The following is a 24,141-nucleotide window of genomic DNA, read 5'->3' on the forward strand; positions in this document are numbered from 1 at the left end:
TTCAGTGATCTTGAGGAAGCGAGCGGATTACAAAACCGCGGCCATGCAAGGCCGGAATCAGTCTGGATAGCGCCAAGATGGTCTGCTCGCGCAGATTGCGGCCAGTGCCGGGCTGCATTTCGTTGGGAGGACATCCGTCGTGCAAGAGCACAATTGCGCCCGGCCGGACAGAGTCGAGCACTGCATCGACAATGGCGTCGACGCCAGGGCGGGACCAGTCTCGAGGATCTACCGACCAGTGGACCCCGGTCAGCCCAGCCTTCGCCGACGCCGTCAGCACTTCTTCGCTCCAGATGCCATACGGAGCACGGATGTGCCGTAGCGAGGCGTGAGGGGACGACGCCTTGATGGCCCTGTTCGCCTCGAGTATTTCACGCTCTACTTCGCCTGGTCCGCATTTGGACAGGTCCGGATGTGTCATCGTGTGGTTAGCGACCTCGTGCCCTTCCGCTACCATTCGCTGGACGAGGCTCGACTGGTCGGCCGCGAACTGGCCAATGACGAAGAATGTTGCCGGAACCCGGTGTTCCGCCAGCAAATCGAGGATTGCCGGCGTGCAAAATGGGTGAGGACCGTCGTCGAACGTCAAGTAAACGCTGCGCTCAGCGATAGCGTCAGTGCACCCGCTGCGCACTTCAGACAAACAATCGGGGTGTGTCATAGCTCTGGTCCGTTTCGATCGATGATCGAGCCGGTTGGCCAGTCGGAGATCGATCGTTTAACCGGCAGAACGATGACAAGTGGGTCATCGATGCGTATGGGCGGTTTGTCGAGACGCGCCTCTGGCAGGGTGAACCGCACCTGAACCCCAGACATGACGGTCAACAGACCGTACCGGGCGAATCTCTCAACATGTTTGCGCAGCGCGTGCCGAACTGTGCCGAAAGCGAAGGGAACGCCAAGCTCCTGCAGTACTGGAAGCATGACATGGATCGAATGCGCGATCCCGAGTCCCTCGAGGTCTGGACGTACCCCGTACAATCCCAGTTCAGCCACGAGTTGGTCGACGTCGCCAACCTTGATGAAACGGCGCAGCAAGCCCATGTGGGCAGCAACTCCCCCGGAATCATAGGCGATTGCCCGAAGCTCAGGCCTTGCTCCGGCCCAACTTCGACTACCCTCGAAGGGTTTTGCATTGAACTCGCCGGTCGGCCCATAGGTCTTTCGAAAGAACTCGCAGAGCTCTACATGGTCGGAGAGTTGCAACTCGTTTTCCCAGCATAGACGCCATTGCACCTCAGAGCGCATGCAAAGACCTCCTCATTTTGCTGCTGCTAGCGCCCGATCACACGATCGAAGCTGCGAGCGATAGTTGAATCGTCAGAGGCTGTCGTCAGCGATCGCAATGACCTGTAACTGGAACGCTCAAGCCTTTCGTAACACCCTTCCGGAACTGCTGGGCTGCCTCACCACTTCCGGTCCTTCCTGCGCCACTCGCAAATGTGCCGTCGATGGAACTTGATTTCCGTCAAGTGATGGCCTTCTAATGGAGCAGGCGGATAAATTCGTAAAATCGATTGTTTGGATGGCATGCATCCACGGTATGGATGGCTTGGCGGCCCACGAGCTAATTTGTCCTGTGTCGTTCTGGACCTCTGACGGGCGAGCTGGCAGGCGCTCAGCATCAATGGGCTCCGTCCGGCCGTCTGTCGCGGTTACGCACCGGCTGAGGATGTCCTCAGATCGAAAACTAACGATCCTACTTCGGCCCGCCTGGGGATCCGATGGAGCGGACAGCCGCTCGGTGGAGTCGCAAGACGTCGCCCAATCGGCGGCCGCGTCCTAACGCCAGCAATTGCAAAGCGCCAATTCAACATATGGATGCATGCCATCCATACAATCGATTTTACCAATGTTGCGGAAAGCGGCATGGATGAAAGACGCGAATTCTCGTGCAAAACCACTTGAACCGTCGCGCCTAATGTTAACTGCTACACGGACCTATGCGAGGACATGCGACCGCTACACGAATACAACCCCGTATTTCGATGAGTGACGGCTTTCACTTCGCGCAGGCCTCACGCGGAAATCTCTCCGTGATTGTGTGCGTCTGCCTGGCCTTGGCGGCCACTAAGCAAAATGAAGACTGACCACCGGGTAGATTGAACAAGACAAAGTTCCAGTGTGGAACGGCAGATGCAGCTGGCCCGCTCAGCTTCGTTGCGCAGGGAATGAACCAGGAATTTGGGTGAGGGCAATGGCCGATCAACTGGCAACCGAGATTATCGAAAAGATAAAAGCTCATGCTGACAAAGACAAAGAAATTACGATGGACTCGGAGCTCGGGGATCTTGAAATCCATTCGCTCGAACTGACCGAGATCGTCTTTGATCTCGAGGTTGCCTACGGCATTGAAATCGAGATGAGCACTTCCGAGGCCTGGAGCAATCTCAAGAACGTCGGCGACCTCGTCGAGGCGACACGCGCTTTGATTACGGCCAAGAGTTAGCTTTCGCATGGCCCGGTCCCGTATCGTTATAACCGGCCTCGGCGGCATCTGCGGCTTGGGCGTCAGCGTGCCCTCCATCTGGGAAGCGATGCGCGCAGGCCGATCGGCGATCGGCGAGATCACCAGGGTCCCCCTCCATAAGACGAAAATCCGCACAGGGGCAGAGGTCAAGCAGTTGCCCGAGGTCGAGTTCGATCGAAAGCGTCTTGCGACGATGGACCGCTATAGCCTGCTGGCAGTTCTTGCCGCCGGCGAGGCGCTTCGGCAATCGGGGCTCACCGCCGACAATGTCAACACCGATCGCACCGGCGCGGTCGTCGGAACAGCCATCTTCGGTGCTGAGACGCTTGAAGAGAACTACCGCGGGCTCTTCATCGCCGGGAAATCACACACGAATGTCTTTGCGGTGCCTCGCTCCATGCCAGGCGCACCGGCCAGTCAGGTGAGCATGGTCTACGGGCTGCGTGGGCCGGTGTTCGGCGTAACGTCGGCGTGCTCGTCGTCAAACCACGCGTTCATATCTGCGATCGACCAGCTGAGGCTCGGCAGGGCTGACGTCATGTTGGCCGGCGGTACCGACGCGCCGTTCGCCTACGGTGTGCTGAAGGCTTGGGAGGCGCTGCGCGCCGTCGCCCGCGAGACTTGCCGGCCGTTCTCGGCCGATCGGGACGGCTTGGTGCTCGGCGAAGGCGCGGGCATGGCGGTCCTCGAAACCTATGAGCACGCCGTGGCGCGCGGCGCTCCGATCCTTGCCGAGCTTGCCGGCACTGGAATGTCCGCAGACGCATCCGACATTGTCGCACCGACCGTCGAAGGCCCGATCGCCGCAATCAAGGCCTGCCTTGCCGATGCCGGGCTCCTGCCCGCGGACATTGACTATGTCAACGCTCACGGCACAGGCACCAAATACAACGACCGGCTCGAGACCCAGGCAATTCGCCGCGTCTTCGGCAATCACGCCGATGTCCTTTCGGTGTCCTCGACCAAGTCGATGCATGCCCACTGCATGGGGGCATCCGGCGCTCTCGAGCTGATTGCCTGTGTCATGGCGCTTCGCGACGGTCTAATCCCGCCGACCGCGAACTACCGGGAGAAGGATCCCGAATGCGACCTCGACGTGACACCCAACATTCCGCGCGAGCGCAAGGTGCGGGCAGCGATCAGCAATTCTTTCGCCTTCGGCGGCACCAACGCCGTGCTGGCAATCACGGCGGCCTGACGACTCCACGCGAAGTAGAAGACCTAACGATGTTCGTGGTTTACTCAATCAGGGCTCGCCTGAGTGGGTACCGAGCCCTTGCGTGTCCGCAACACGCAGTTGGGTACCTCGGGGCAGACTTCGTACACGTCAAAAGAAAAAGAGCTGCTATAGCTCTGGCCCGTTGCGTTCTATCGTCATACCGGCGGGCCAATCGGAGATTGACCGTCCCACTGGCAGAACGATGACAAGTGCATCTTCGATACGCGTGGGCGGCTTGTCGAGACGAGCTTCCGGCAGCGTGGACTGCACGCGAAGCCCCGACAAGACAGTCACTGGACTATGCCTGCCGAACCTCTCAACATGGCGCTCCAGCGCGGGCCTGACCGTGCCGAAAGCGAACGGAACCTCAAGCTCCTGCAGCGTTGGAAGCATGACGCGGATTGAATGACTGATTCCGAGTCTTTCGAGATCCCGACGCACCCCATACAAGCCAAGTTCAGCCACCAGCAGGTCAACCGCACCAACCTTGATGAAACGGCGCAACACGCCCAGATGGGCCGCTACACCGCCCGAGTCATAGGCAATCGCACGAAGCTCTGGCCTCGCTCCGGCCCAACTTCTGCTGCCTTCGAATGGTTTGGCGTTGAATTCGCCGGTCGGACCATATGTCTTTTGAAAGAACTCAGCGAGTTCGATATGGTCGGCGAGTTGCAACTCATTTTCCCAGCACAGCTTCCACCGCACCTCAGAGCCCATGCACAGACCTCTCCTTCTTTGTTTAGTTCTGAGACAGGCTACGCGATTGAAAGCGAGCTTCTGAAGCGGGCACGCACAATGCGCTGCTAGCCGATGAAGCTCGTGGCATAGCGCGATGTTCCAGAGCTGATACGTGTTCCAACCACTTCGGTTACTTCCTGCACCACTCGCAATTTGCCGTTGATGCCTTGATTTCTTTCGATTGACCACGATCTAATGGAGTAAGCCGGTAAATGCGTAAAATCGATAGTTTGGTTGTCATGCATCCACGCCATGGATAAATGAGGAAATGCGTTTCAAGGGCCTTGATCTAAATCTCCTCGTCGCGCTCGACGCGTTGATGACCGAACGGAACCTCACGGCTGCGGCACGCAGCATCAATCTCAGTCAGCCGGCCATGAGCGCGGCGGTCGGGCGCCTGCGCACCTATTTCGACGATGAGCTCTTTACAATGATTGGCCGTGAGCTGATTCCGACGCCACGTGCGGAACGGCTTGCGCCGGCGGTCCGCGAGACCCTGCTGCACGTCCAGGTCTCGATCATTTCCTCGGATCCGTTTGACCCGGCCCAGTCGGATCGTCGCTTCAAAATCATCCTCTCCGACTACGCTACACTCGTCTTTTTCGAGAAGATCGTGGAGCGCGCTGCGCGCGAAGCGCCCGGCGTCAGCTTCGAATTTCTGCCTCTTGCGGACGACTATGAGGATCTCCTTCGGCGCGGCGACATCGATCTTCTGATCCTGCCGGAAATCTTCATGTCAAACGCTCATCCCAGAGCGAAACTGTTCGACGAGGTACATGTGTGCGTCGGTTGTCGCACGAACGAGCAACTGTCGGAGCCGCTTACATTCGAGAGATACATGTCTATGGGGCATGTTGTGGTCAAGTTCGGCAATACGCGCAAGCCATCCATCGAGGAATGGTATTTGCTCGAACACGGCATGAAGAGACGTGTCGACGTTGTCGTGCAGGGCTTCAGCATGATCGCGCCCATGGTATCTGGTACCGAGCGTATAGGGACCATGCCTCTGAGACTGGCGCAGCGTTTCGCAAAAACAATTCCCCTGCGGATCGTCGAGCTCCCGTTGCCACTTCCCCCATTCACCGAGGCAGTCCAATGGCCTGCCCTTCACAATAGTGATCCTGCGAGCCTCTGGATGCGCGATATGTTGGTAGAGGAGGCATCCCGCATGGCTTTGCCGCGGGAGTCCAGGTGACGTCCCGGCGTCCCGGTTCAAGCGTTCAAGCCGCAGCGCGGGGTGCCGCCATCGTGGTGCAGAGTACAACACGGGCGTCTTAGCTGAGCCTAATCGCAGCCGCGACAAACATGGCTGAGCTTCGAGCTGGTGTACTCATCGTCAGGCAACTCGCTCAATAATTTCCGACCGAATGGTTGTCGCGGTATAGAGCGAAGCCTCTAATGGAAGGCTTCCAAATGCGAGTTGGCACAGCAGATAGTTGGCGCCTGCCGCGTCCAGCTGATCAAGAAGGGCTTGCCGCACAGAAGCTGCCGTTCCTGCTACGCACAATTCACTTTCGATCGCTGCATCGAAGGTCAAAGGGAGATTTGGTGGTGTCGGGAGCCCGTTGAGTTCGTAGAGAAACTTAAAACTTTCGAGCCACCGGGCGTAGGCAGGCATCGCGAGCGAAACCGCTTCTTTTTCCGAGCGTCCGATTACAACCATGCGAAGCAGGCCCAGAAACGGCGCTCGATCGCCGATGTCAACGCTGCGCTCTCGGTGGGCGCGGTAGGCGTCAGTAACCTTGCGAACTGAAGAGGCAGGCCCTACGCACGCGATGTTTGAACCGTGCGCAGCCGCCCAGCTTGCGGACTCCGGTCGATTGGTGGCGATCCATGTCGGCGGATGCGGACGCTGATATGGCCTCAGCGTCAACGGAACGCTGTTCAGCTCGAAATAGTCGCCTTGATGGGATAGCGTGCCCCCTCTCATCGCATTCATAAGTATCTTGCTGGCTTCCGCATAGCGTTCTGGTGCCGCGTCCGCACCGATCCCGAAGTAACCCAATTCGATCGGGAGAGAGCCGCGCCCTATGCCCAGCTCTAACCTGCCACCGCTCAATTGGTCCAGCATGCAGATCTCTTCAAACGCGCGTAGCGGATGACAAAGGCTAAGCAGCATTACCATTGGGCCGAGACGAATCTGCTGGGTGCGCTGTGCGACGCTCGACAGAAACAGATTTGGCGACGGACCTCTCCCATGAGGGGTAAAATGGTGCTCTGCGAGATGATACGCATAGAAACCGAGGCGATCACACGCCTCCGCCAGCGTCAGGCGATCCGCGTATTGTCGGGCGATATCGCTGCCGTCCTCGTCCAGGTGATCGAAGATGCCGATGGCGAGGTTAGAAGAAGAGGCGTTTCTCATTCAATTATCTCCAACTCTGGCGCGGAAATCTGGATATTTTGGCCGTCGGCCCCAAGCGGCCGCTGGGATTGATGTGTCTCTGGTCCGAGAATTGCCTTTGCTCCTCATTTCGATATTGGTCCTCTCAGCGGCATCGGACAGCGCGGCAGCGGTGACCGTCAATCCGCACGGCTTAGCCCTGGAGCTTTGCTGAGTGGCTCCAGCGAAAGGCGATGCCATTCTTGGTTCGCGGTTCTACGAAGCAAGGATGTGGGCTTGGCTGAATTTGGAAGATCAGTGAGTTAAGCGTGCCTCTGGCTTAGCAGTCAGAATCAACGGCCAGGGTCGTGCTGAAGCCGGCCAGAAATGTCTCTGACAGCTGTGAGGAAAGCATCCATTTGGGCTCTTGTACCGATGCTGACGCGAATGCAGTTTTCGAGGCCATCTTCAGGGAATACGGCAACGAGTATCTTTCGCTTCTTCAGAGATGCTTGCCACCAAGTTCCGTCTTGCCCTGGAGGCACTTGGGCCAGCAGGAAATTGGCATTGGAAGGTGTCACGGAGAAGCCAAGTTGCGACAGCGCCACGCACACTCTCTGTCTTTCCCGCTTGATATGTATGTGGTTCTCTTCATACGCTTCACGATGGGAAAGGATGCCGATGCCAACGGCGTGGCCGATCACGTTCATGTTGAAGACGTTCTGAAGATTACGCAGCCTTCCAACAAGCTCAGGATGACCCAAACCGAAACCAATCCGAATGCCGGCGGCGGCATAGCTTTTCGAAAATGTTCTCAAGATCAGAAGGTTCGAATAGCGATCGAGAAGGCGCAACGCATTGTCCGGCGCAAAGTCGACATAGGCCTCATCCAGCACGATCAATCGGTCCGACTGGGCTACGAGGCTCTCGATTTCGGCAACCGGAAGAAACGTTCCGGTAGGATTGTTCGGATTGGCTAATAGGATGAACTTGGCATCCTTGGCAGGGCCGAATAGCAGTTGCTCTGTCGGCAGCAAACAAGCTTCGGTCAATGGTATTTCGAGAAATCGAGCGCCCTGCAAAGTGGCTAGTTTGCGGTTGAACGAAAATCCTGGCGAAATCATCGCCACGGTGTCGCCTGGACTAAGGAAAGCCTTGTAGATAAGCCCCAGAAGTTCAGAGGATCCGTTACCGGCGATCACCTGATCCCTGCACAGCCCATACGCTTTAGCGGCTGCTTCCCTCAAGCTGATGTTATCATCTTGCGGATAGAGATATTGGCGTTCGAGCGCCGCAACGGCGCACTCCATCACGGGCGCCGGCAGCGCAAATGGATTCTCATTCGTGTTGAGTTTGACACAACGAGCATCAGGCACCGTACAAATGGACGGCAGCGCATTTAACTCACTCGCCTGTTGCGAAAGAGATGAAAGCACGCTCTGCAGTTTTGCGTCAGGCATATCTTTCTCCGTTTCAGTCTCCACGTCCGAGGACTCGCCGTGTAGTTGAGTGCTAAGCGGAGTGGAGCCCAGTTTTGCGTCCCACTTTGGAGCGTGGCCGAATCTTCTGCGTCAGATCGCCACGCCGTAGAAGCAGGCTCACGAGACCAGACTGACAGAGGAGGGTCAACAATTTTTCTTGCGAGATGATAGGATTCTATCTTTAAATCTATCATCATGATAGATTTCTAAAGCTCGCGAATCTCGGTCGAATTTGGAACATTTTCCGGCAAGTAGATGTCGAAGGGCAGGTCGATTTGCCCTGAAGGAATTGCCGTTCCGGTTTCGATGACCCGCGCCATCAACGTCGTCAGCTCGCGGCACAGCCGCCGTAATGGCGTGGCGATCGCCATCGTGATGACGCCATCTACCAGCGCCGCCCGTGAGTCCGGTGTAATCTCATTGACGATCGCGACAAGATCCCGGCTCTCGCGCCCCTCGCGCAGAGCCGCGATGGCTCCCTCCATAGCGCCACCGGGCACATAAAAACCGACGAGCTCAGGTACATGGTGAATGAGATCGAGAGTGGCTTCATAGGTGAGCTGCCGTGTCTCAGGGCTCACCAACGTAGCGAGCACCTCGAAGCTCTGCGCGTTCTCACGGAAATACGAACGGAAGCCGATCTCCCGAAGCTCCTCCCCCAGGCAACGGTGACTCGCAACGAAGACCGCCACTTTGCCCGGCCGTTTTGCGGCCTTGGCCACCATCCAGGCAGCCGTTCGCCCGACTTGCCGGTTGTTAAGCCCGACATAGCCGGCGCGCGCGCCCGCAGCGAAATCGGAAAGCAGGGAGAAGACCGGGACGCCCTTTACCTTCAAATCTTCGACTGCTTCCGTGATCGTCGGGTGGTCCGGAGCGACCATGGCAATCGCATCGCAGCGTGCGCCCATATTTTTGAGTAGCACGACCAGGTCGCCGGGTGCATTCGACGTAACGAACTCGATGGACGGAATGCCATGAAAAGAGGATGCGGCCTTCACTGCCGCCTCGACTTCGCGTGCAAGGCCGGCAAAGAAGGGGTGCGCGGGCTTCTTGAGGATAAAACCCAGCCGGTAGTCAGGGAGATTGCGCTGCCTCCGCTGCTCCATGAGGCGAGCCGTAGGATAGCCGAGCGCGCGCGCCGCCTCGTAGACGCGCCGCGCGGTCTCTTCCCGTACCGGATAGCGGGCGTTCAAGACTCGATCGACCGTCGCAACGCTTAGTCCGGATTCGCGTGCGAGATCGCATATTGTGGGACGCTTGGTCATGGCTCTGTCTGATAAATCGTCATCGGAAAGGATGCAAAGACATGATGTATTTTGATGGATATTCATCAATCCATCCACCGCATCGATGCAGCATCGCAGCAGAAGAGCGGCCGAGGCAGGGACGCGATAAATGGAGGTAAAGCGTGCGGGCGAGGTCAACTTTTCGTTGTGCCTACGGTTCCCCTGGAAAGCCATGGCCGGGTCGCGCAACTCCCCTCAGCAAGGCCGGGACGATCGCCCTGTGCAAGGGAATTGCCGCGGCGAAAAAGAGCCCACCGATCGAGCTGCGGCGGCGCACCAAGGTGGTCATTCCGATAACCTGGCCATCGGCAGGGCCGTCACGAACATCCACCACAATACGAAAATGCAAGTGCCGCGCATCATAGCCGACGACGGTTTCCCGATTGCCGCTATGCATGATCGGAATGCTGCCGATCAGGTCGGATTGCGTGGGCTGCGGGGCTGCGTTCAGCCCAAGGGCAACTGCCACGCAGTTGCGCCATTCCCCAAAACTTCGCAACCAGCCCGCTGCGTTCCGAAGTGCTCGTAGTGCCGCTTCGGCGGCAGTCATTCGCTCGGCGAAGAGGAGAAGCTCGTGACGATCGGCCCAGTCTGCTCCCGGAAGCCAAGGGTTCGGCAAACTGACGGGCACCCTTCGTGGTCTCATGAGTGCTTCCTTTCGCCTTTGCTAGACCGGGGCGCTCGCCGCCACCCTCAATGATCCATGATTGCTCCGGAAGCAGGTACCGGCTAGGAGGCCGCTTGTCGCAGCCGAGCGCCAATCGTCGCACAATGCGTCCGGCCAAAAAGCTGCAGCGGCTTTAAAACGACATGCATCAAAGCCAAGGAGTAAGCCATAGAGGCGGAACGCTGGAGCACGGCAATGGCGTCGGCAGAGCAGGCCGCCTGCTCAAATGCAAATCGGTTGGCAGTTCGCGAGCCCTGCGTCACGGCGGGCCCGCTACTGCATGTCTCGTTAAAATCGACCTCGATTTGAGGACAAAGACATGCAGCAATTCAAAGTGCCACAGCGTCCTTTGCGCGTCTGATAAGACGCGCGGCGCTGTAGTCAATCAGGAGTTGGCGCCACTGGTCCGCTCAGCGGCGCGCTGCACGATTGTTGCGCCAAAAAGATGATTCGGGTTATCGTCCGCGCAAAATGCGCCGAAGATCATTTCGGCTTAGCAAGGTATTCCAAACTTACAACGGAGAAAAACCGACCGGACCAGAAAAGAAAAACCGCCCCGAAACGAATCCGGAAGCGGTTTGCTAAATAATCAATTTTGCCAAATCGTAACTAGCAAACCTCACTTCCCCCGTCAACTTAAAAAACACCGTTTCGGTGAATGGGTTTGCTTTGTCTGGTCTCCAACACAGGAGACGAGAGTGCGAGAACCGACGCCACCAAAGCGGTCGATCGGCCGTAGACAGACGCCCACACGTGCCGAATTCCGCCGGCTGGCACTATCGGCTGAAATCGGGACCGTGACACGCGGACAGCTCGCCGTGCTTGCGCAGAATCTGCCCTGCACGGGGATCGTCAATGCGACCGAAGCGTATCTTTTGACCACACTGATCAACACGGCACCTGCGGAAGCCTTCGACAAAGGCGGCCGGCCAATCATCTTCAAGTCGAACCAGCAACTCGCTTTCGAAATCAATCGTTCGGCTGGACGCGTAAGCCGGCTGCTGTCGAGGCTTTTCGATGCCGGGCTGATCACCATGCAGGACAGCGGCAACTACAAACGATATCCCACCCGAGACGTCGAAGGCGTCATTGTCGACGGCTGCGGGATCGACCTGCGAATACTCATCGTTCGTTACCGCGAGCTTGATGAACTCGTAAGGCAAGCCAGGGTCGAAAAGGCCGCCGCAAATGCCGCGCTGCGGCGGTATCGCGGGACGTTGCGAAACCTGCGACGAGCGCTCGCATCCGCCTACTGCCTTCCCCAGCGCATCCGGGCGCGGCTTGAAGTGCGTCTTGAAAAAGTCGCCACCTTGGTCGGCATCGCGACGCGGGCACCAAGCGCCCTTTTACTCCGCGCGACCGCGCTTCTTGAGTGGTTTGTCGAACGGGCTATGCGTCTCCCCCGTCGACCTGAAGTCGCGTTCGCGCCACAAGATTCGGCATGCAGGTGTGCCGAAAGCGGCATGCACAGACAGAGTACAAGCCCTGATTCACATGAAGAGAGTAGCGATAGCCAGTGTACGGCTACTGCCGGACCAATGACTTCAGCCAGGGAATTGACTCCTGAAGCAGGCCGCAGGCGCGCAGTCAAACAACCACGTCGTTCGCGGCAGGAGATGGTCGCACTGCAGGACATATTGCGAGCCATACCAGCACTGAGCACTTACGGTTTGGCGCTGCCCCGCAGTTGGGCCGATCTCGCCCGGATCGCTCCGCAAATGTGCCGAATTGCCGGTATTTCGGACGATGCGCGGCGCCGCGCCGTCGATCAGATGGGCGAGCACCGGGCCGCCGTTGCGATCGCGATTACCCTCCAGAAGCTCGATCGGCAGGAAGTCTCCTCGCCAGACGGCTATCTGCGAGCAATGACCGAGCGGGCGGGCTCCGGCGAACTACACCTTTCCCGTTCGATCTTCGGGCTCGCAGCCCGCTACACCATGGAGCCGCTGCCTTAAGTTGGAAATGAAAACTTGGGCACGTGAACAGAAGAGCGTTCAAGTGTGCTCTTTCGTTGTCGCATGCCCGACAATATCCGACAAACGTCACAACAGTCTTGAAGTACCACCGTACTTCCAGGCGAATTTCTCCTTGGCACGGTAGGTGCAAGGCTATTTCCAGCCGCATCACACGCCGGGAGAAGGGCTTTGTCGCAAACTGATACGCAACGACACGAGTGCTCCACGTTTTCACACGTCGGCGCCGTTAGCGCCCACGGCTTGCACGACCGCCCTTCGTTCAACACGAGGAAAGAACGTGGCGCACAGGATCTAAACACATTCACCAGAAAAGTGGTGCTTGCACCTGGGGATCGTAGGGCAAGGGAACTCGGTCGGGCAGTGCACGACAGGCGTCCGGCTCTCACGCCAGTGGAAACCTGTTGCAGCGGCGCCGTCGCAAGATCTAGAGATCGTGCGCCCCGTTGGATGCGGACGCAGGATCGAAAGGGACCGACCCATGCCGATTGCCATGAAAAGGCTGCGGACGAAGCGCCTCGCCAAAAATGGCGTTGAAGCGGTGGTAATGTGCGAACGGGCTACCGCGTGCGTCTATCGCCGGGCTTAGCCTCGCTCACGTGTGCAGGAGCAACATGCAGCCTCCGGCGCCACCGCCTTTTCGAGCGTAAGCTCAACAATGCCCTTTGGCTGAATAGGTCACTCAGTTGCCAAGCAGGTGATTGGCCGTGGGCATTCGCCCCAATGGGCGGTCGGAAATACCCATTCAGCAACCAACTCCGAAAGCCGTGCGCAACGGTGGAGTTTCAACCGGAGCAGTCCAATCCCGCTTCTTTGGGATGGCGTCCTGGCACGGTTCCGGATCTTCCACGATCAACCCGCGAGGGGTCCGTGCGCCAAGCTGCGGCCGCTGCCGCTTCGCGTTGCGGTGATCGCGTCCGGAAGCCGTGCCCTTGAGGAGCCATCGAGCGGGATTGGCCCGCTCCGATTGGAGGCTCTCGAATGTCGCACGATCTCTCACTCGCACAGTCCCACGCATTTCAGCTTTCCCGCGACCTGATGGTCCCGGTCACCCTCTTCACCGTCGACGGCCAATACGGCGTTCTCCCGTCCGACGAAATCGAGCCGGACGACGTTCTTGAAATCGTCCATGAATACACGCCTTGGCCTTGAGCCACCGGCATAGCCTGCGGCCTGCCGCTTGCGAGCGGCAGGCCGCAAGGGAGGCTTCGCCGCGGCCGACCTTTGCATGATTCACCAAATTGCCAGCCGCGCCCTTGCGTCCTTTGCTCTTCGCGGCCGCTCAAGCGGCGGACGGATAGAGCTGACGAATTGGAGGCGATCGCTCTCGCGATCGGAAGGAAAATGGAGAGACGAGAAATAGAAGCGCTCCGCGACAAGGTAAGCTGCGTCGCGGTGCTGGAACAGGCCGGTTTTGCCAACGACGCCAAGGAAAGCACCCGGCGGGCCCTGAAGTTTCGGCGCGGCGGCGAGATCATTATCGTCACGCATGAGGGCCGCGGATGGTTCGACCCTCTCAGCGATGCAAAAGGCGATGTCTTCGGGCTCGTCCAGCATCTCGATCGCGTCGCCTTCCTGGAATGCCTCGAAAAGGTCGCGGGCCTCGTGGGGTTCGAAGTTTCCGGCCCCAAGTGGCAGCCTCTCATTGCTGACGACCAACCCGATCTTTCTGTTGCCGATCGCTGGCAAGCGCGACGCCGCCCTTGGCCAGGCTCATCGACGTGGCGCTACCTCCATGATGAGCGCTGCCTGCCCGTGGCTCTGCTTCGCGCCGCGATCAAGGGCAACCTCCTTCGCGAGGGCCCCCGCGGCAGCATGTGGGCCGCACATACGAACCAGGCGAGTGAAGTCACCGGCTGGGAGGCGCGGGGTCCGCAATACCGGGGTTTCTCCTCCGGAGGAACGAAGGTCCTTTTCCGCTTCGGGTCTGGAACTGCACTGCGCCTGGCCGTCACGGAAGCTGCCATCGACGCCATGAGCCTCGCGGCAATCGAGGGACTGCGCGACGGTACGCTCTATCTCAGCACCGGTGGCGGCTGGTCGCCGACCGCGGCCGCGGCGCTTCGCGAACTGGTCAGGCAGCCCGACGTCCAACTCGTCGCGGCCACTGACGCCAATCCCCAGGGCGAGCTGTTTGCCGAGCGGTTGCGGGTGCTCGCCGGTGATTCCGGCTGCGACTGGACGCGGCTCCGGCCGTCGGAGGAGGACTGGAACGAAACGCTGAAGCTTAATGAAAAGGAAGAGAGGAAAAGGAGGGAACGGGGAAAGGCGTGCCGCATGCGCGCCACCCGCGTCAAGGGAGGCTTCGCCCGGCTTCAGCCGGCCCTTGACCCGGCCAGTCGCAATGCCGGCGGCCCGGAAGGGGTCATGAAGGACTGAAGGGGATGGCGAAGTCGAGAAGGCTGTGCCGCGCTTCGGTCCGGAATCCGCGCAAGGAGCCGCAGATGACCTCTTCTCCCGCAATTCGCAAGGTGTTTCAGGGCGTCGCAAGCCGCCAGCAGATGTTCCGCATGTTCGACCGCCATTCCCAGCGACCCAGTCGTTGGGAAACTGACGCCACCCCGCTCTACGCCGGGGAATGGTTCGAGATCGCCGAGCCCGAGCATGATTACATGTTCGACGTTTTGCCGCCGCTGTGGATCCGCGGCTCGATGTTCGGCATGCGCGAATTCCTGACCGGCTCGGTGACGAGCGTATTCTTCGCGCTCAGGATGGACGAACAGACCCGCTATTTCCATGGCTATTGCGACCTTTCTGACAAGGCGTCCGTCGAGGCCATGCGTGTCGCCATTGTCGAACGCGAGAGCCGGCCGTTGCGCGCAATGACGCGCGAGGAGCGCCTCGAGCATATCTGGAGCATTACGTCCGACGATTACCGCGGCTATGCCGGTGAGCGCTGGCCCGCTGTGGCGCGCGGCAAGCGCACGGTGCTGCTTTATGGCGGCAAAGAGGGCAGCTTCCTGAAGCTCCTGGAAGATCTCACTGACGACGAGGTTGCCGCCAAGCTGCCTGTACAGCTGCGCCATCTCCCCTCACCGATCGCAGCATGAGGAGGTGCTGCCATGCTCATTTTCCCGATCGCATCAGTGCGCGAAGTGATGGCGCGCGGCCGCGGCGATGCCACAGCGAATGGCGGTTACCGCAGTTCCTACTAGGGACTGAGGCCCGGTAAGGACGAACAGCCGGGTGTTTAACTGGCCGGAGATTACGGCGTCTGCCTTAAGTCGAACTGCAAGCTCGCCGACAGTGCGAAAGCCGTCGTCGTCTATGCCGACGAATGCAATCCGGCCGGGAAGAACACTGGTTCGAGGTCAAGCGCCGGACAACTGGAGGCGATGATGGCCGCCAACCCCGGTGCCACGCATCTGCGCATCGTCTTCACGTCCGACGCCATGCAGTTGTTCTTGGTCGAGCGCGACTAGCGCTTCGCCACCGTATCCGTACCGGCGGCCATAGACGGCTGCTCCCTTTTCACCCTCTGCGAGCCGGCTGCTGTCTTCCGACGACCGGAAGGCGACGCTCGCTCTTTCATAAGGAGCTTTCAATGAGCAACGATCCCTTCACCCTCGACATGTTTGCCGGAAGCGCGCCATCGTCAGGTCTCGGATTCGGCGGCACCGTCTTTGGCGGTTTCGCCGCCAATGACGACGATCCGGATCCCACGCCGCCCGCTCCTGCCCCGGCGCGTGCCCTCCCGGCGGTCATTCCGAGGGCGCCCCGAAACGAGTGCGAGCGCGCCAACTTCTATCTCGACGATGGCGATCGCGGTTTGGCCGCCACCTGGAAGGAACGCGCGCGCATGAACCTCGCGGCCATCATCACAGCCGGTGAAATCGACAAGCAGGATCGACCAGCCACGCGTGACGAGCAGACGCGGCTGGTCCGGTATACCGGTTTCGGCAGTTCGGACCTGGCGAACGGGATGTTCCGCCGACCAGGCGATGCTGGTTTTCGTCAAGGCTGGGAGGATCTCGCCGGATCGCTGGAGGCGTCGGTCACCGGGACGGACTATGCTTCGCTTGCGCGCTGCACACAATACGCCCACTTCACGCCCGAGTTCGTTGTCCGGGCAATCTGGCAAGGTCTGCAGCGGCTCGGCTGGCGCGGCGGCCGCGTGCTGGAGCCGGGGATCGGGACAGGTTTGTTCCCGGCGCTGATGCCGGCCGAGTATCGTGACACCAGCTACGTTACCGGTGTCGAACTCGATCCGGTCACGGCGCGCCTCGCGCGGCTGCTGCAGCCGCGGGCACGCATCATCAATGGCGACTTTGCGCGGACCGACCTTTCTGCCACCTACGATCTTGCCATCGGCAACCCGCCCTTCTCCGATCGGACGGTCGCTCCGACCGGCGATATCGTTCGTTCGGTCTTCGGCTGCATGACTACTTCATCGCGCGGTCGATCGATCTCCTGAAACCGGGCGCCCTGGCCGCCTTCGTCACCAGCGCCGGCACAATGGACAAGGCAGAGGGCACCGCACGCGAACACATTGCCAAGTCCGCAGACCTGATCGCCGCGATCAGACTGCCTGAAGGCAGTTTTCGGCGCGACGCCGGAACGGATGTCGTGGTCGACATCCTCTTCTTTCGCAAACGCAAAGCAGGCGAGCCGGAAAGCGACCTTTCGTGGCTTAACCTGGAGGACGTCCGACCGGCTGCCGAGGACGAGGGTGCGATCCGCGTGAACAGGTGGTTTGCGCAGCATCCGGGCTTCGTGCTCGGCGATCATGCCCTGACCTCCGGTCCCTTCGGCGAGACCTATACGTGCCGGCCACGCGCCGGCGAGGAGCTTGAAGCGGCGCTGACGGCAGCCATCGCGCTTCTTCCGGAAGGCCTTTATGACGGCGAGCCGACCGCCATCGACATCGATCTAGAGGAGGAGCTTGCCGAGATCGTCGATCTGCGTGCCGACAATCCCAGGGTGCGCGAGGGCAGCTATTTTGTCGACGTCAAACACGGCTTGATGCAGGTCGTCGACGGTGAGCCTGTTCCGGTTCAAGTGCGTAAGGCCCGCAGTGGCGCGGGAATTTCGGAAAAGCACGTCCGGATCATCCGCAAACTGATCCCGATCCGCGATGCCGTGCGCGACGTCCTGAAAGCCCAGGAACTGGACCGGCCGTGGCGCGAACTGCAGGTGCGGCTGCGCATCGCCTGGTCGAGCTTTGTGCGCGATTTTGGCCCGATCAACCACACCACGGTTTCGATCATCGAGTATGAGACGACGGGCGAGGTTCGTGAAACCCATCGCCAGCCGAACCTTCTGCCATTTCGCGATGATCCGGACTGTTGGCTGGTAGCTTCCATCGAGGACTATGACCTCGAAACCGACACCGCCAGGCCCGGGCCGATTTTTTCCGAACGCGTCATCGCGCCCCCTTCCCCGCCCGTCATCACCTCCGCAGCCGATGCCTTGGCCGTCGTCCTCAACGAGCGCGGTCGGGTCGATCTCGATCATATAGCCGAGCTTCTGCATTACGACACGGATGCGGTTCTCGATGCACTCGGTGACACTGTTTTCCGTGATCCGGCGGACGGCTCCTGGCAAACCTCCGACGCCTATCTCTCCGGCGCCGTGCGCACCAAGCTTGGGATTGCGGAAGCCGCGGCCGTCCTCGATGCCGCCTATGAGCGAAACGTCCGTGCGCTTCAGGCAGTGCAGCCCGCCGACCTTCGCCCCTCGGACATCACAGCCCGGCTGGGTGCTCCCTGGATTCCGACGACCGATATCGTCAACTTCGTGCAAGAGACGACGGGCGCCGAGATCAGGATCCATCACATGCCGGAACTCGGCTCCTGGACCGTTGAGGCCCGGCAGCTGGGATGGACGGCGGCCGGGACATCCGAACGGGGTACAGACCGACGTCACGCCGGAGAGTTGCTCGCCGATGCGCTGAACAGCCGGGTGCCGCAGATCTTCGATGTGTTCAAGGATGCGGACGGCGAGCGACGGGTGCTGAATATCGTCGATACCGAGGCGGCGCGCGACAAGCTGCAGAAGATCAAGCAGGCCTTCCAGAATTGGGTCTGGACCGACCCTGATCGTACCGACCGGCTGGCACGTGTCTACAATGACCGTTTCAACAATATAGCGCCCAGGCGCTTTGACGGCTCGCATTTGAAGCTACCCGGCGCCTCTGGCGCCTTTGTTCTTTATGGGCACCAGAAGCGCGGCATCTGGCGGATCATCTCGTCCGGCTCGACTTATCTCGCGCACGCCGTCGGTGCGGGCAAGACGATGACCATGGCGGCCGCGATCATGGAACAGCGCCGGCTCGGGCTGATCGCCAAGGCGATGCTGGTGGTTCCGGGCCATTGCCTCGCCCAGGCCGCCCGCGAGTTTCTCGCCCTCTATCCGAACGCCCGCATTCTTGTCGCCGACGAGACCAACTTCACCAAGGACAAACGCGCTCGTTTCCTGTCGCGGGCGGCGACCGCGACCTGGGATGCAATCATCATCACCCACTCGGCATTCCGGTTTATCGCCGTGCCGTCGAGTTTCGAGCAACAGATGATCCAGGATGAACTGCAGCTCTACGAGGAACTGCTGACCAAGGTCGACAGCGAGGATCGAGTCTCGCGCAAGCGGCTGGAGCGGCTTAAGGAAGGCCTGAAGGAACGGCTGGAAGCGCTTTCCACCCGCAAGGACGACCTGTTGACGATTTCCGAAATCGGCGTCGACCAGATTATCGTCGATGAGGCGCAGGAATTCCGCAAGCTTTCCTTCGCCACCAACATGTCGACCTTGAAAGGCATCGATCCGAACGGTTCGCAGCGTGCCTGGGACCTCTACGTCAAGTCTCGCTTCATCGAGACGAAGAACCCCGGCCGCGCTTTGGTTCTGGCGTCCGGCACGCCGATCACCAATACGCTTGGCGAGATGTTCTCGGTCCAACGCCTGCTCGGCCACGCGGCGCTGGCCGAACGCGGGCTGCATGAATTCGACGCCTGGGCCTCGACCTTCGGTGATACGACGACGGAACTGGAGATCCAGCCATCCGGCAAATACAAGCCCGTCAGCCGTTTTGCTTCCTTCGTCAACGTGCCGGAACTGATCGCCATGTTCCGCAGCTTCGCCGACGTGGTGATGCCTGAGGATCTGCGCGACTATGTCAAGGTGCCTGATATCTCGACCGGCCGCCGGCAGATCCTGACGGCCAAGCCGACCCAGGCCTTCAAGAATTACCAGACGATCCTCGATGCCCGTATCAAGGCGATCGAGATGCGCGAGGGACCGGCGCAGCCCGGCGACGACATCCTTCTCTCTGTCATCACCGACGGTCGCCATGCCGCCATAGATCTCCGCCTGGTCGACGCGGACAATGACAACGAACCGGACAACAAGCTCAACCTGCTGGTCCAGAACGCTTTCCGCATCTGGCAGGAGACCGCGCAAAGCACGTATCTTCGCCCCGACGGCAAGTCTTTCGATCTGCCGGGTGCGGCGCAGATGATCTTTTCCGATCTCGGCACCATCAATGTGGAGAAGAGCAGAGGTTTTTCCGCCTATCGATGGATCCGCGACGAGCTCGTGCGCATGGGCGCTCCGGCATCCGAAATCGCCTTTATGCAGGATTACAAGAAGACAGAGGCGAAGCAGCGTCTGTTCGCCGATGTGCGGGCCGGCAAGATCCGCTTCCTGATTGGCTCGTCAGACACGATGGGCACCGGCGTCAATGCGCAGCTTCGCCTGAAGGCGCTGCATCATCTCGATGTCCCGTGGCTGCCCTCTCAGATCGAACAGCGCGAGGGCCGGATTGTCCGGCAGGGCAACCAGCATAACGAGGTCGACATCTTCGCCTATGCCACCCAAGGCTCGCTCGACGCCTCGATGTGGCAGAACAACGAGCGCAAGGCGCGCTTCATTGCCGCGGCACTCTCAGGCGACAGTTCGATCCGCAGGCTCGAAGACCTTTGCGAGGGGGCCGCAAACCAGTTCGCCATGGCCAAGGCGATTGCGAGTGGCGACGAAAGACTGATGCAGAAGGCGGGGCTCGAGGCCGACATCGCACGCCTGGAACGGCTGCGCGCTGCCCATGATGACGATCAATACGCGGTTCGCCGACAGATCCGCGATGCCGAACGCGATATCGAGATTTCGATCCAGCGCATCGGCGAGGTCGGCAAGGACATCGAACGCCTCGTTCCGACGGCTGGCGACGCCTTCGTGATGGTGGTCAAGGGCGAGACCTACGAAGAGCGCAAGCTTGCCGGCCGGGCGCTGATGAAGGAAATCCTCACGCGCGTCCAAGTCCAACAGCAGGGTAGAAGTGCAATCGCCGCGATCGGCGGCTTCGATCTGTTGTTCGAGGGCGAGCGCTTTGGCAGGGAGAATGGCTACCACTACCAGACGCTCCTGCAGCGAACCGGCGCCACTCAGGAGGTCGCTCTCGCCGTCACCGTGACGCCGCTCGGCGCGATCTCCCGGCTGGAGAAGGCGCTCAATGGATTTGATGATGAACAGGAGCACTATCGTCAGCGTATGCAGGAAGCTGAGCGGCGCCTTGCCTCCTATCGTTCGCGCGAGGGCGGTTTTTTCGCGTTTGCGGACGAACTCGACGAAAAGCGCCGGCAGCTTCGGGACATCGATGAGGCCTTGGCGACGCAGGCGCGCGGAGAATCGGGGGACAGGGCAGAGGCAGTCTAAGCCTCGAGGCCGTGTCGATTGCAGAGTTTTTAGATGCAGTGCAGCATGCAATCAGCTGCACACAATAAATGACTTCCGTCTGCTCAACTAATGTTCATACTGCACGCAGCTGATGCACATGGCGGCCTCTCCTCCCAGTGCCGCTGCAGCAGCTGTTCCCCTCTGGAGGTTCATTGACCTTCACACTTTATGGGCCGCGGTTTCCGCTGGCCCATTTTTTTGCTCTTTTTGACCCTGTCCATTTTCTTAGCCGCCCAAAGCTTGACGCGTGCCCCTGCGAGCAATCCTCGCGCTGTCCTGGAGCATCTGACACTTTCGGTCTTGTGAGCGATCAGCCGCTTGTCCATTTTGTGGCCTTCGGTTGTTGGGACAGATTGGAGCTAGCGAATGCCTGAAACACGGTCTCCCAGACTTGCTGTACTCATTGACGCTGACAATGCGTCGGCAAAAATCGCTGACGGCTTATTCGAGGAAATAGCCAAGATCGGCGAAGCCAGCGTTCGACGCATTTACGGCGACTTTGCAAGCGCTCGCTCGAAAGCATGGATCGATGTCCTCGCGAAGCACGCGATCATTCCCCAGCAGCAATTCGCCTACACGACCGGCAAGAACGCATCGGATATCACGCTTGTGATCGACGCCATGGACCTCCTCCACAGTGGCCGCTTCGACGGCTTTTGCCTTGTATCCTCCGACAGTGATTTTACGCGCCTCGCCTCGCGCATCCGCGAGCAAGGCATCGATGTCTTCGGTTTTGGCGAGCAGAAAACGCCCGAAAGCTTCCGCCAGGCGTGCCGCCGATTTATATACACTGAAAACCTCCTCCCTTCGGCGCCTACAAATGGTGGCGACGCCGCCCAGGCAGCAGCGTCGCTCGAGCCGCCAAGTGCAGCGACGCCGATCATCAGAAAGATCATTGCCCAGATGGAGAGCGAGGATGGCTGGGTACCGCTCGGCGCAGTCGGAACGCAACTTGCAAACCTCGCGTCTGACTTCGATCCACGCACATATGGATTCAGGAAGCTTAGCGATCTCGTGAAGAAGACGAACGCCTTCGAAATAGATCACGCAGATGGAAGACCACTGCGGATCAGAGTCAAACAGCCTCCTGCCAAGAGGAGCGCCAAATGACGTTTTCCGTGGGCTCTGTGAGCATGTTGCGGCGTGCCGTAGGCATGAAACGCCGGAGTGGCACCGGCTGATGTTTTCAAATCATCACTCGGACGTGCTCTACGCATCCTTCGATTAGTGTGGTGAGGCTGAGATCAAGGAAGAGGCGAAGAGAAATAGGAGAAAAGTGGAGGAAGAGTGCTCGCAGAGCGGGTAGTCGGGCGGCGCTGACGCTCAACCGCGCCGCTCGCAATCCCGGCCACTCGTCTTCGCAGGGCTATGAGCCCCGCTTATCCTTCGTGGCAGGAATGCTCGGCCGCAGTTGCACCCGACCGCCCGCTCCGCGGTCCGGGAGATGTCTTCGGAGAGATGAAGACGCGAGAAGGACAGGCAGAGGGCCGTGTCCAAATCCCCGACAAGGAGCATCCCATGCAACTCATGAAGGTCGATCCGCGTGCGCTGAAGGACAACCCCGACAACACGCGTCAGTCGAAGTCGACGCCGCAGGCCGACGCCCTGCTTTTGGCGACGATCAAGGCAGTCGGCATGATCCAGCCGCCCGTCATTTTCCCGGAAGCCGGCGGCAATGGCTACGTCATCGAAGCCGGTCACCGGCGCACCCGTATGGCGATCGCCGCCGGTCTTGAGGAGATCGACGTTATCGTCGTGGAGGCGGCCAACGACAACGGCGCGATGCGCTCGATGATCGAGAACATTGCTCGCGAGCCGCTCAACCCCGTCGACCAATGGCGCGGCATCGAGCGGCTAGTGGCGCTCGGCTGGACCGAGGAGGCGATCGCCGTAGCGCTTGCCCTTCCCGTCCGCCAAATCCGCAAGCTTCGGCTGCTCGCCAACGTGTTGCCCTCCATGCTCGATCAGATGGCCAAGGGCGATATGCCGAACGAGCAGCAGCTGAGGACGATAGCAGCCGCCTCGAACGACGAGCAGAAAGAGGTCTGGAAGGCGCACAAGCCGAAGAAGGGCGACATGGCGGCGTGGTGGCAGATCGCCAACGGTCTTTCGAAGACCCGCATGTATGCCCGCGACGCGAGTTTTGGCGACGATCTGCGCCAGGCCTATGGCATCGAGTGGGCGGAGGACCTGTTCGGCCCCGCCGACGAAGACAATCGCTACACCACCAATGTCGAAGCCTTTCTCGGCGCCCAGCAAGAATGGATGACGAGCAACCTGCCGAAGAAGGGTGCGATCGTCGAGGTCAACAATTGGGGCCAGCCGGACCTGCCGAAGAAAGCCGAACGCGTCTATGGCAAGCCAGGTAAAGGCGATTGCACCGCAATGTACCTCGATCGCGAGGGAAAGGTGCAGAGCGTGCACTACCGGATGCCGGAGGTCAGGAAGTCCGCAGGTCAGACCGGCCCGGCAGCCGATGGGGCGAAGGAGGCCAGCGACAAGGCGGCGGTCGCCGCAAAGATAAGGCCTGATGTCACGCAGAAGGGCCAGGACATGATCGGCGACTTTCGCACCGATGCGCTGCATGAGGCGCTGGCCAAAGCTCCGATCGAGGACGACATGCTGATGGCGCTGTTGGTGATGGCCTTTGCCGGCACGAATGTCCGGGTCGATTCCGGCGCCAACGACACCGTGTTCGGGTCGAAGCGGTTCCAACGTCATGTCGCGCGCCTTTATTCCGCGGATGGCAGGTTGTCGTTCGATATGAACAGCTTGCGCGTCACCGCCCGCTCGGTCCTCATCGATGTGCTCTCGTGCAGGCGCGGCATATCGAACAGCGGCGTCGTCTCGCGCATTGCCGGCGCGGCGATCGGTGCGGACGGTTTCCTGCCGAACATGGGAACGGAGGATTTCCTGCTGTGCCTGTCGCGCCAGGCGCTAGAGGGCGCGGTTAAGGAGGCCGGCGTCCAGCCCCGGCCGAGGGTGCGCGAAACGCGTGCGGTACTCGTCGACCACTTCGCGGGTGATGCAACCTTCGTCCTTCCGGCTGCGCTGTTCGCGCCCGACCCGAAGGACATCGCCGATCTCCTGAAGCATGGCGATTCCTTGGACGAAGAGAATGGCCTGGTCGAAGAGGCGACCGGCGATATCGGGGGCGGGGTGCAGCCGGACGCTAGTGGCGACGCCCACGGTTCAGTCGCACAGGATCTGGATCACCAGGATCCTGACGCTGATGCGGTGACGACAACTGATGACGCGTCCGACACGGAGGAAACCGCCTACGGGATCGCGGCGGAATAGCAGACCCTCTTTTCCGCATG

18 protein-coding genes and 1 pseudogene are annotated in these 24,141 nt (G+C 60.1%); 11 read left to right on the top strand and 8 right to left on the bottom strand.

The genetic code is table 11. The features are described 5' to 3' along the window. Position 1 precedes the first annotated feature (1 nt). Together nodB and NXT3_RS23260 are read right to left on the bottom strand one after the other, a co-directional pair. Entirely contained in the window at positions 2-661 is a 660-nt protein-coding gene (gene nodB, locus NXT3_RS23255) for a chitooligosaccharide deacetylase NodB (protein ID WP_104840609.1), read from the bottom strand. After that, positions 658-1,248, bottom strand: a complete 591-nt coding sequence (locus NXT3_RS23260; RefSeq protein WP_104840610.1) for a NodA family N-acyltransferase — start codon at positions 1,246-1,248, stop codon at positions 658-660. The genes nodB and NXT3_RS23260 overlap by 4 nt, the downstream gene beginning before the upstream one ends. A 949-nt stretch (positions 1,249-2,197) precedes the next feature. On the opposite strand from NXT3_RS23260, the gene NXT3_RS23265 reads away from it, so the two are divergent. Both NXT3_RS23265 and NXT3_RS23270 read left to right on the top strand, forming a co-directional pair. After that, on the top strand, positions 2,198-2,449 hold the full coding sequence (locus tag NXT3_RS23265) for an acyl carrier protein (RefSeq protein ID WP_037390236.1): 252 nt from the start codon (positions 2,198-2,200) through the stop codon (positions 2,447-2,449). A gap of 7 nt (positions 2,450-2,456) precedes the next feature. After that, complete coding sequence (locus NXT3_RS23270) at positions 2,457-3,668, top strand: beta-ketoacyl-[acyl-carrier-protein] synthase family protein (protein WP_104840611.1); 1,212 nt, start codon at positions 2,457-2,459, stop codon at positions 3,666-3,668. 147 nt (positions 3,669-3,815) lie between these two features. On the opposite strand, the gene NXT3_RS23275 is transcribed toward NXT3_RS23270, so the two are convergent. After that, positions 3,816-4,406 carry a NodA family N-acyltransferase gene (locus NXT3_RS23275; protein WP_104840612.1) on the bottom strand — a complete coding sequence of 197 codons (591 nt, stop codon included), beginning with the start codon at positions 4,404-4,406 and terminating at the stop codon, positions 3,816-3,818. A 289-nt stretch (positions 4,407-4,695) separates the two neighbouring features. On the opposite strand from NXT3_RS23275, the gene nodD2 reads away from it, so the two are divergent. Further along, positions 4,696-5,622: a transcriptional regulator NodD2 gene (gene nodD2 / locus NXT3_RS23280; RefSeq protein ID WP_037390239.1), complete on the top strand. Its 927-nt coding sequence runs from the start codon at positions 4,696-4,698 to the stop codon at positions 5,620-5,622. A 141-nt stretch (positions 5,623-5,763) separates the two neighbouring features. Here nodD2 and NXT3_RS23285 read toward each other — a convergent pair whose 3' ends face one another. The 4 genes from NXT3_RS23285 to NXT3_RS23300 form a co-directional block, all read right to left on the bottom strand. Next, complete coding sequence (locus tag NXT3_RS23285; protein ID WP_104840613.1) at positions 5,764-6,792, bottom strand: LLM class flavin-dependent oxidoreductase; 1,029 nt, start codon at positions 6,790-6,792, stop codon at positions 5,764-5,766. A gap of 311 nt (positions 6,793-7,103) precedes the next feature. Continuing rightward, the gene (gene hisC / locus NXT3_RS23290) at positions 7,104-8,210 is read right to left on the bottom strand and encodes a histidinol-phosphate transaminase (protein WP_104840614.1); all 1,107 of its coding nucleotides are present in this window, start codon (positions 8,208-8,210) and stop codon (positions 7,104-7,106) included. Positions 8,211-8,437: 227 nt separating this feature from the next. Continuing rightward, on the bottom strand, positions 8,438-9,496 hold the full coding sequence (locus NXT3_RS23295) for a LacI family DNA-binding transcriptional regulator (RefSeq protein ID WP_104840615.1): 1,059 nt from the start codon (positions 9,494-9,496) through the stop codon (positions 8,438-8,440). Positions 9,497-9,668: 172 nt separating this feature from the next. Beyond that, positions 9,669-10,163: a DUF2867 domain-containing protein gene (locus NXT3_RS23300; RefSeq protein WP_104840616.1), complete on the bottom strand. Its 495-nt coding sequence runs from the start codon at positions 10,161-10,163 to the stop codon at positions 9,669-9,671. A 719-nt stretch (positions 10,164-10,882) separates the two neighbouring features. Between NXT3_RS23300 and repC the strand changes: the two genes are divergently transcribed. From repC to NXT3_RS33165, 5 genes are all read left to right on the top strand, one after another. Further along, positions 10,883-12,139, top strand: a complete 1,257-nt coding sequence (repC, locus tag NXT3_RS23305) for a plasmid replication protein RepC (RefSeq protein WP_104840617.1) — start codon at positions 10,883-10,885, stop codon at positions 12,137-12,139. 999 nt (positions 12,140-13,138) lie between these two features. After that, positions 13,139-13,309, top strand: coding sequence for a hypothetical protein (locus tag NXT3_RS32140; protein WP_037390246.1), 171 nt, complete (start codon positions 13,139-13,141; stop codon positions 13,307-13,309). A gap of 192 nt (positions 13,310-13,501) precedes the next feature. Further along, positions 13,502-14,536, top strand: a complete 1,035-nt coding sequence (locus tag NXT3_RS23310; RefSeq protein ID WP_104840695.1) for a DUF3991 and toprim domain-containing protein — start codon at positions 13,502-13,504, stop codon at positions 14,534-14,536. A gap of 65 nt (positions 14,537-14,601) precedes the next feature. Continuing rightward, complete coding sequence (locus NXT3_RS23315; RefSeq protein ID WP_104840696.1) at positions 14,602-15,207, top strand: DUF1419 domain-containing protein; 606 nt, start codon at positions 14,602-14,604, stop codon at positions 15,205-15,207. 144 nt (positions 15,208-15,351) lie between these two features. Further along, positions 15,352-15,579, top strand: a complete 228-nt coding sequence (locus NXT3_RS33165; RefSeq protein ID WP_337442186.1) for a DUF3085 domain-containing protein — start codon at positions 15,352-15,354, stop codon at positions 15,577-15,579. Here NXT3_RS33165 and NXT3_RS32145 read toward each other — a convergent pair. After that, the gene (locus NXT3_RS32145; RefSeq protein ID WP_199773404.1) at positions 15,469-15,702 is read right to left on the bottom strand and encodes a hypothetical protein; all 234 of its coding nucleotides are present in this window, start codon (positions 15,700-15,702) and stop codon (positions 15,469-15,471) included. The genes NXT3_RS33165 and NXT3_RS32145 overlap by 111 nt on opposite strands. Between NXT3_RS32145 and NXT3_RS23325 the strand changes: the two are divergent. The 3 genes and pseudogenes from NXT3_RS23325 (at position 15,702) to NXT3_RS23340 (ending at position 24,121) form a co-directional block, all read left to right on the top strand. After that, positions 15,702-20,800: pseudogene (locus tag NXT3_RS23325) on the top strand (helicase-related protein). The gene NXT3_RS32145 and the pseudogene NXT3_RS23325 sit on opposite strands and share 1 nt — an antisense overlap. 387 nt (positions 20,801-21,187) lie before the next feature. Continuing rightward, positions 21,188-21,931, top strand: a complete 744-nt coding sequence (locus NXT3_RS23335) for an NYN domain-containing protein (RefSeq protein WP_104840619.1) — start codon at positions 21,188-21,190, stop codon at positions 21,929-21,931. 408 nt (positions 21,932-22,339) lie between these two features. Next, entirely contained in the window at positions 22,340-24,121 is a 1,782-nt protein-coding gene (locus NXT3_RS23340; protein ID WP_104840697.1) for a ParB/RepB/Spo0J family partition protein, read from the top strand. Positions 24,122-24,141 lie beyond the last annotated feature (20 nt).

Source organism: Sinorhizobium fredii (assembly GCF_002944405.1).
Taxonomy (GTDB): domain Bacteria; phylum Pseudomonadota; class Alphaproteobacteria; order Rhizobiales; family Rhizobiaceae; genus Sinorhizobium; species Sinorhizobium fredii_C.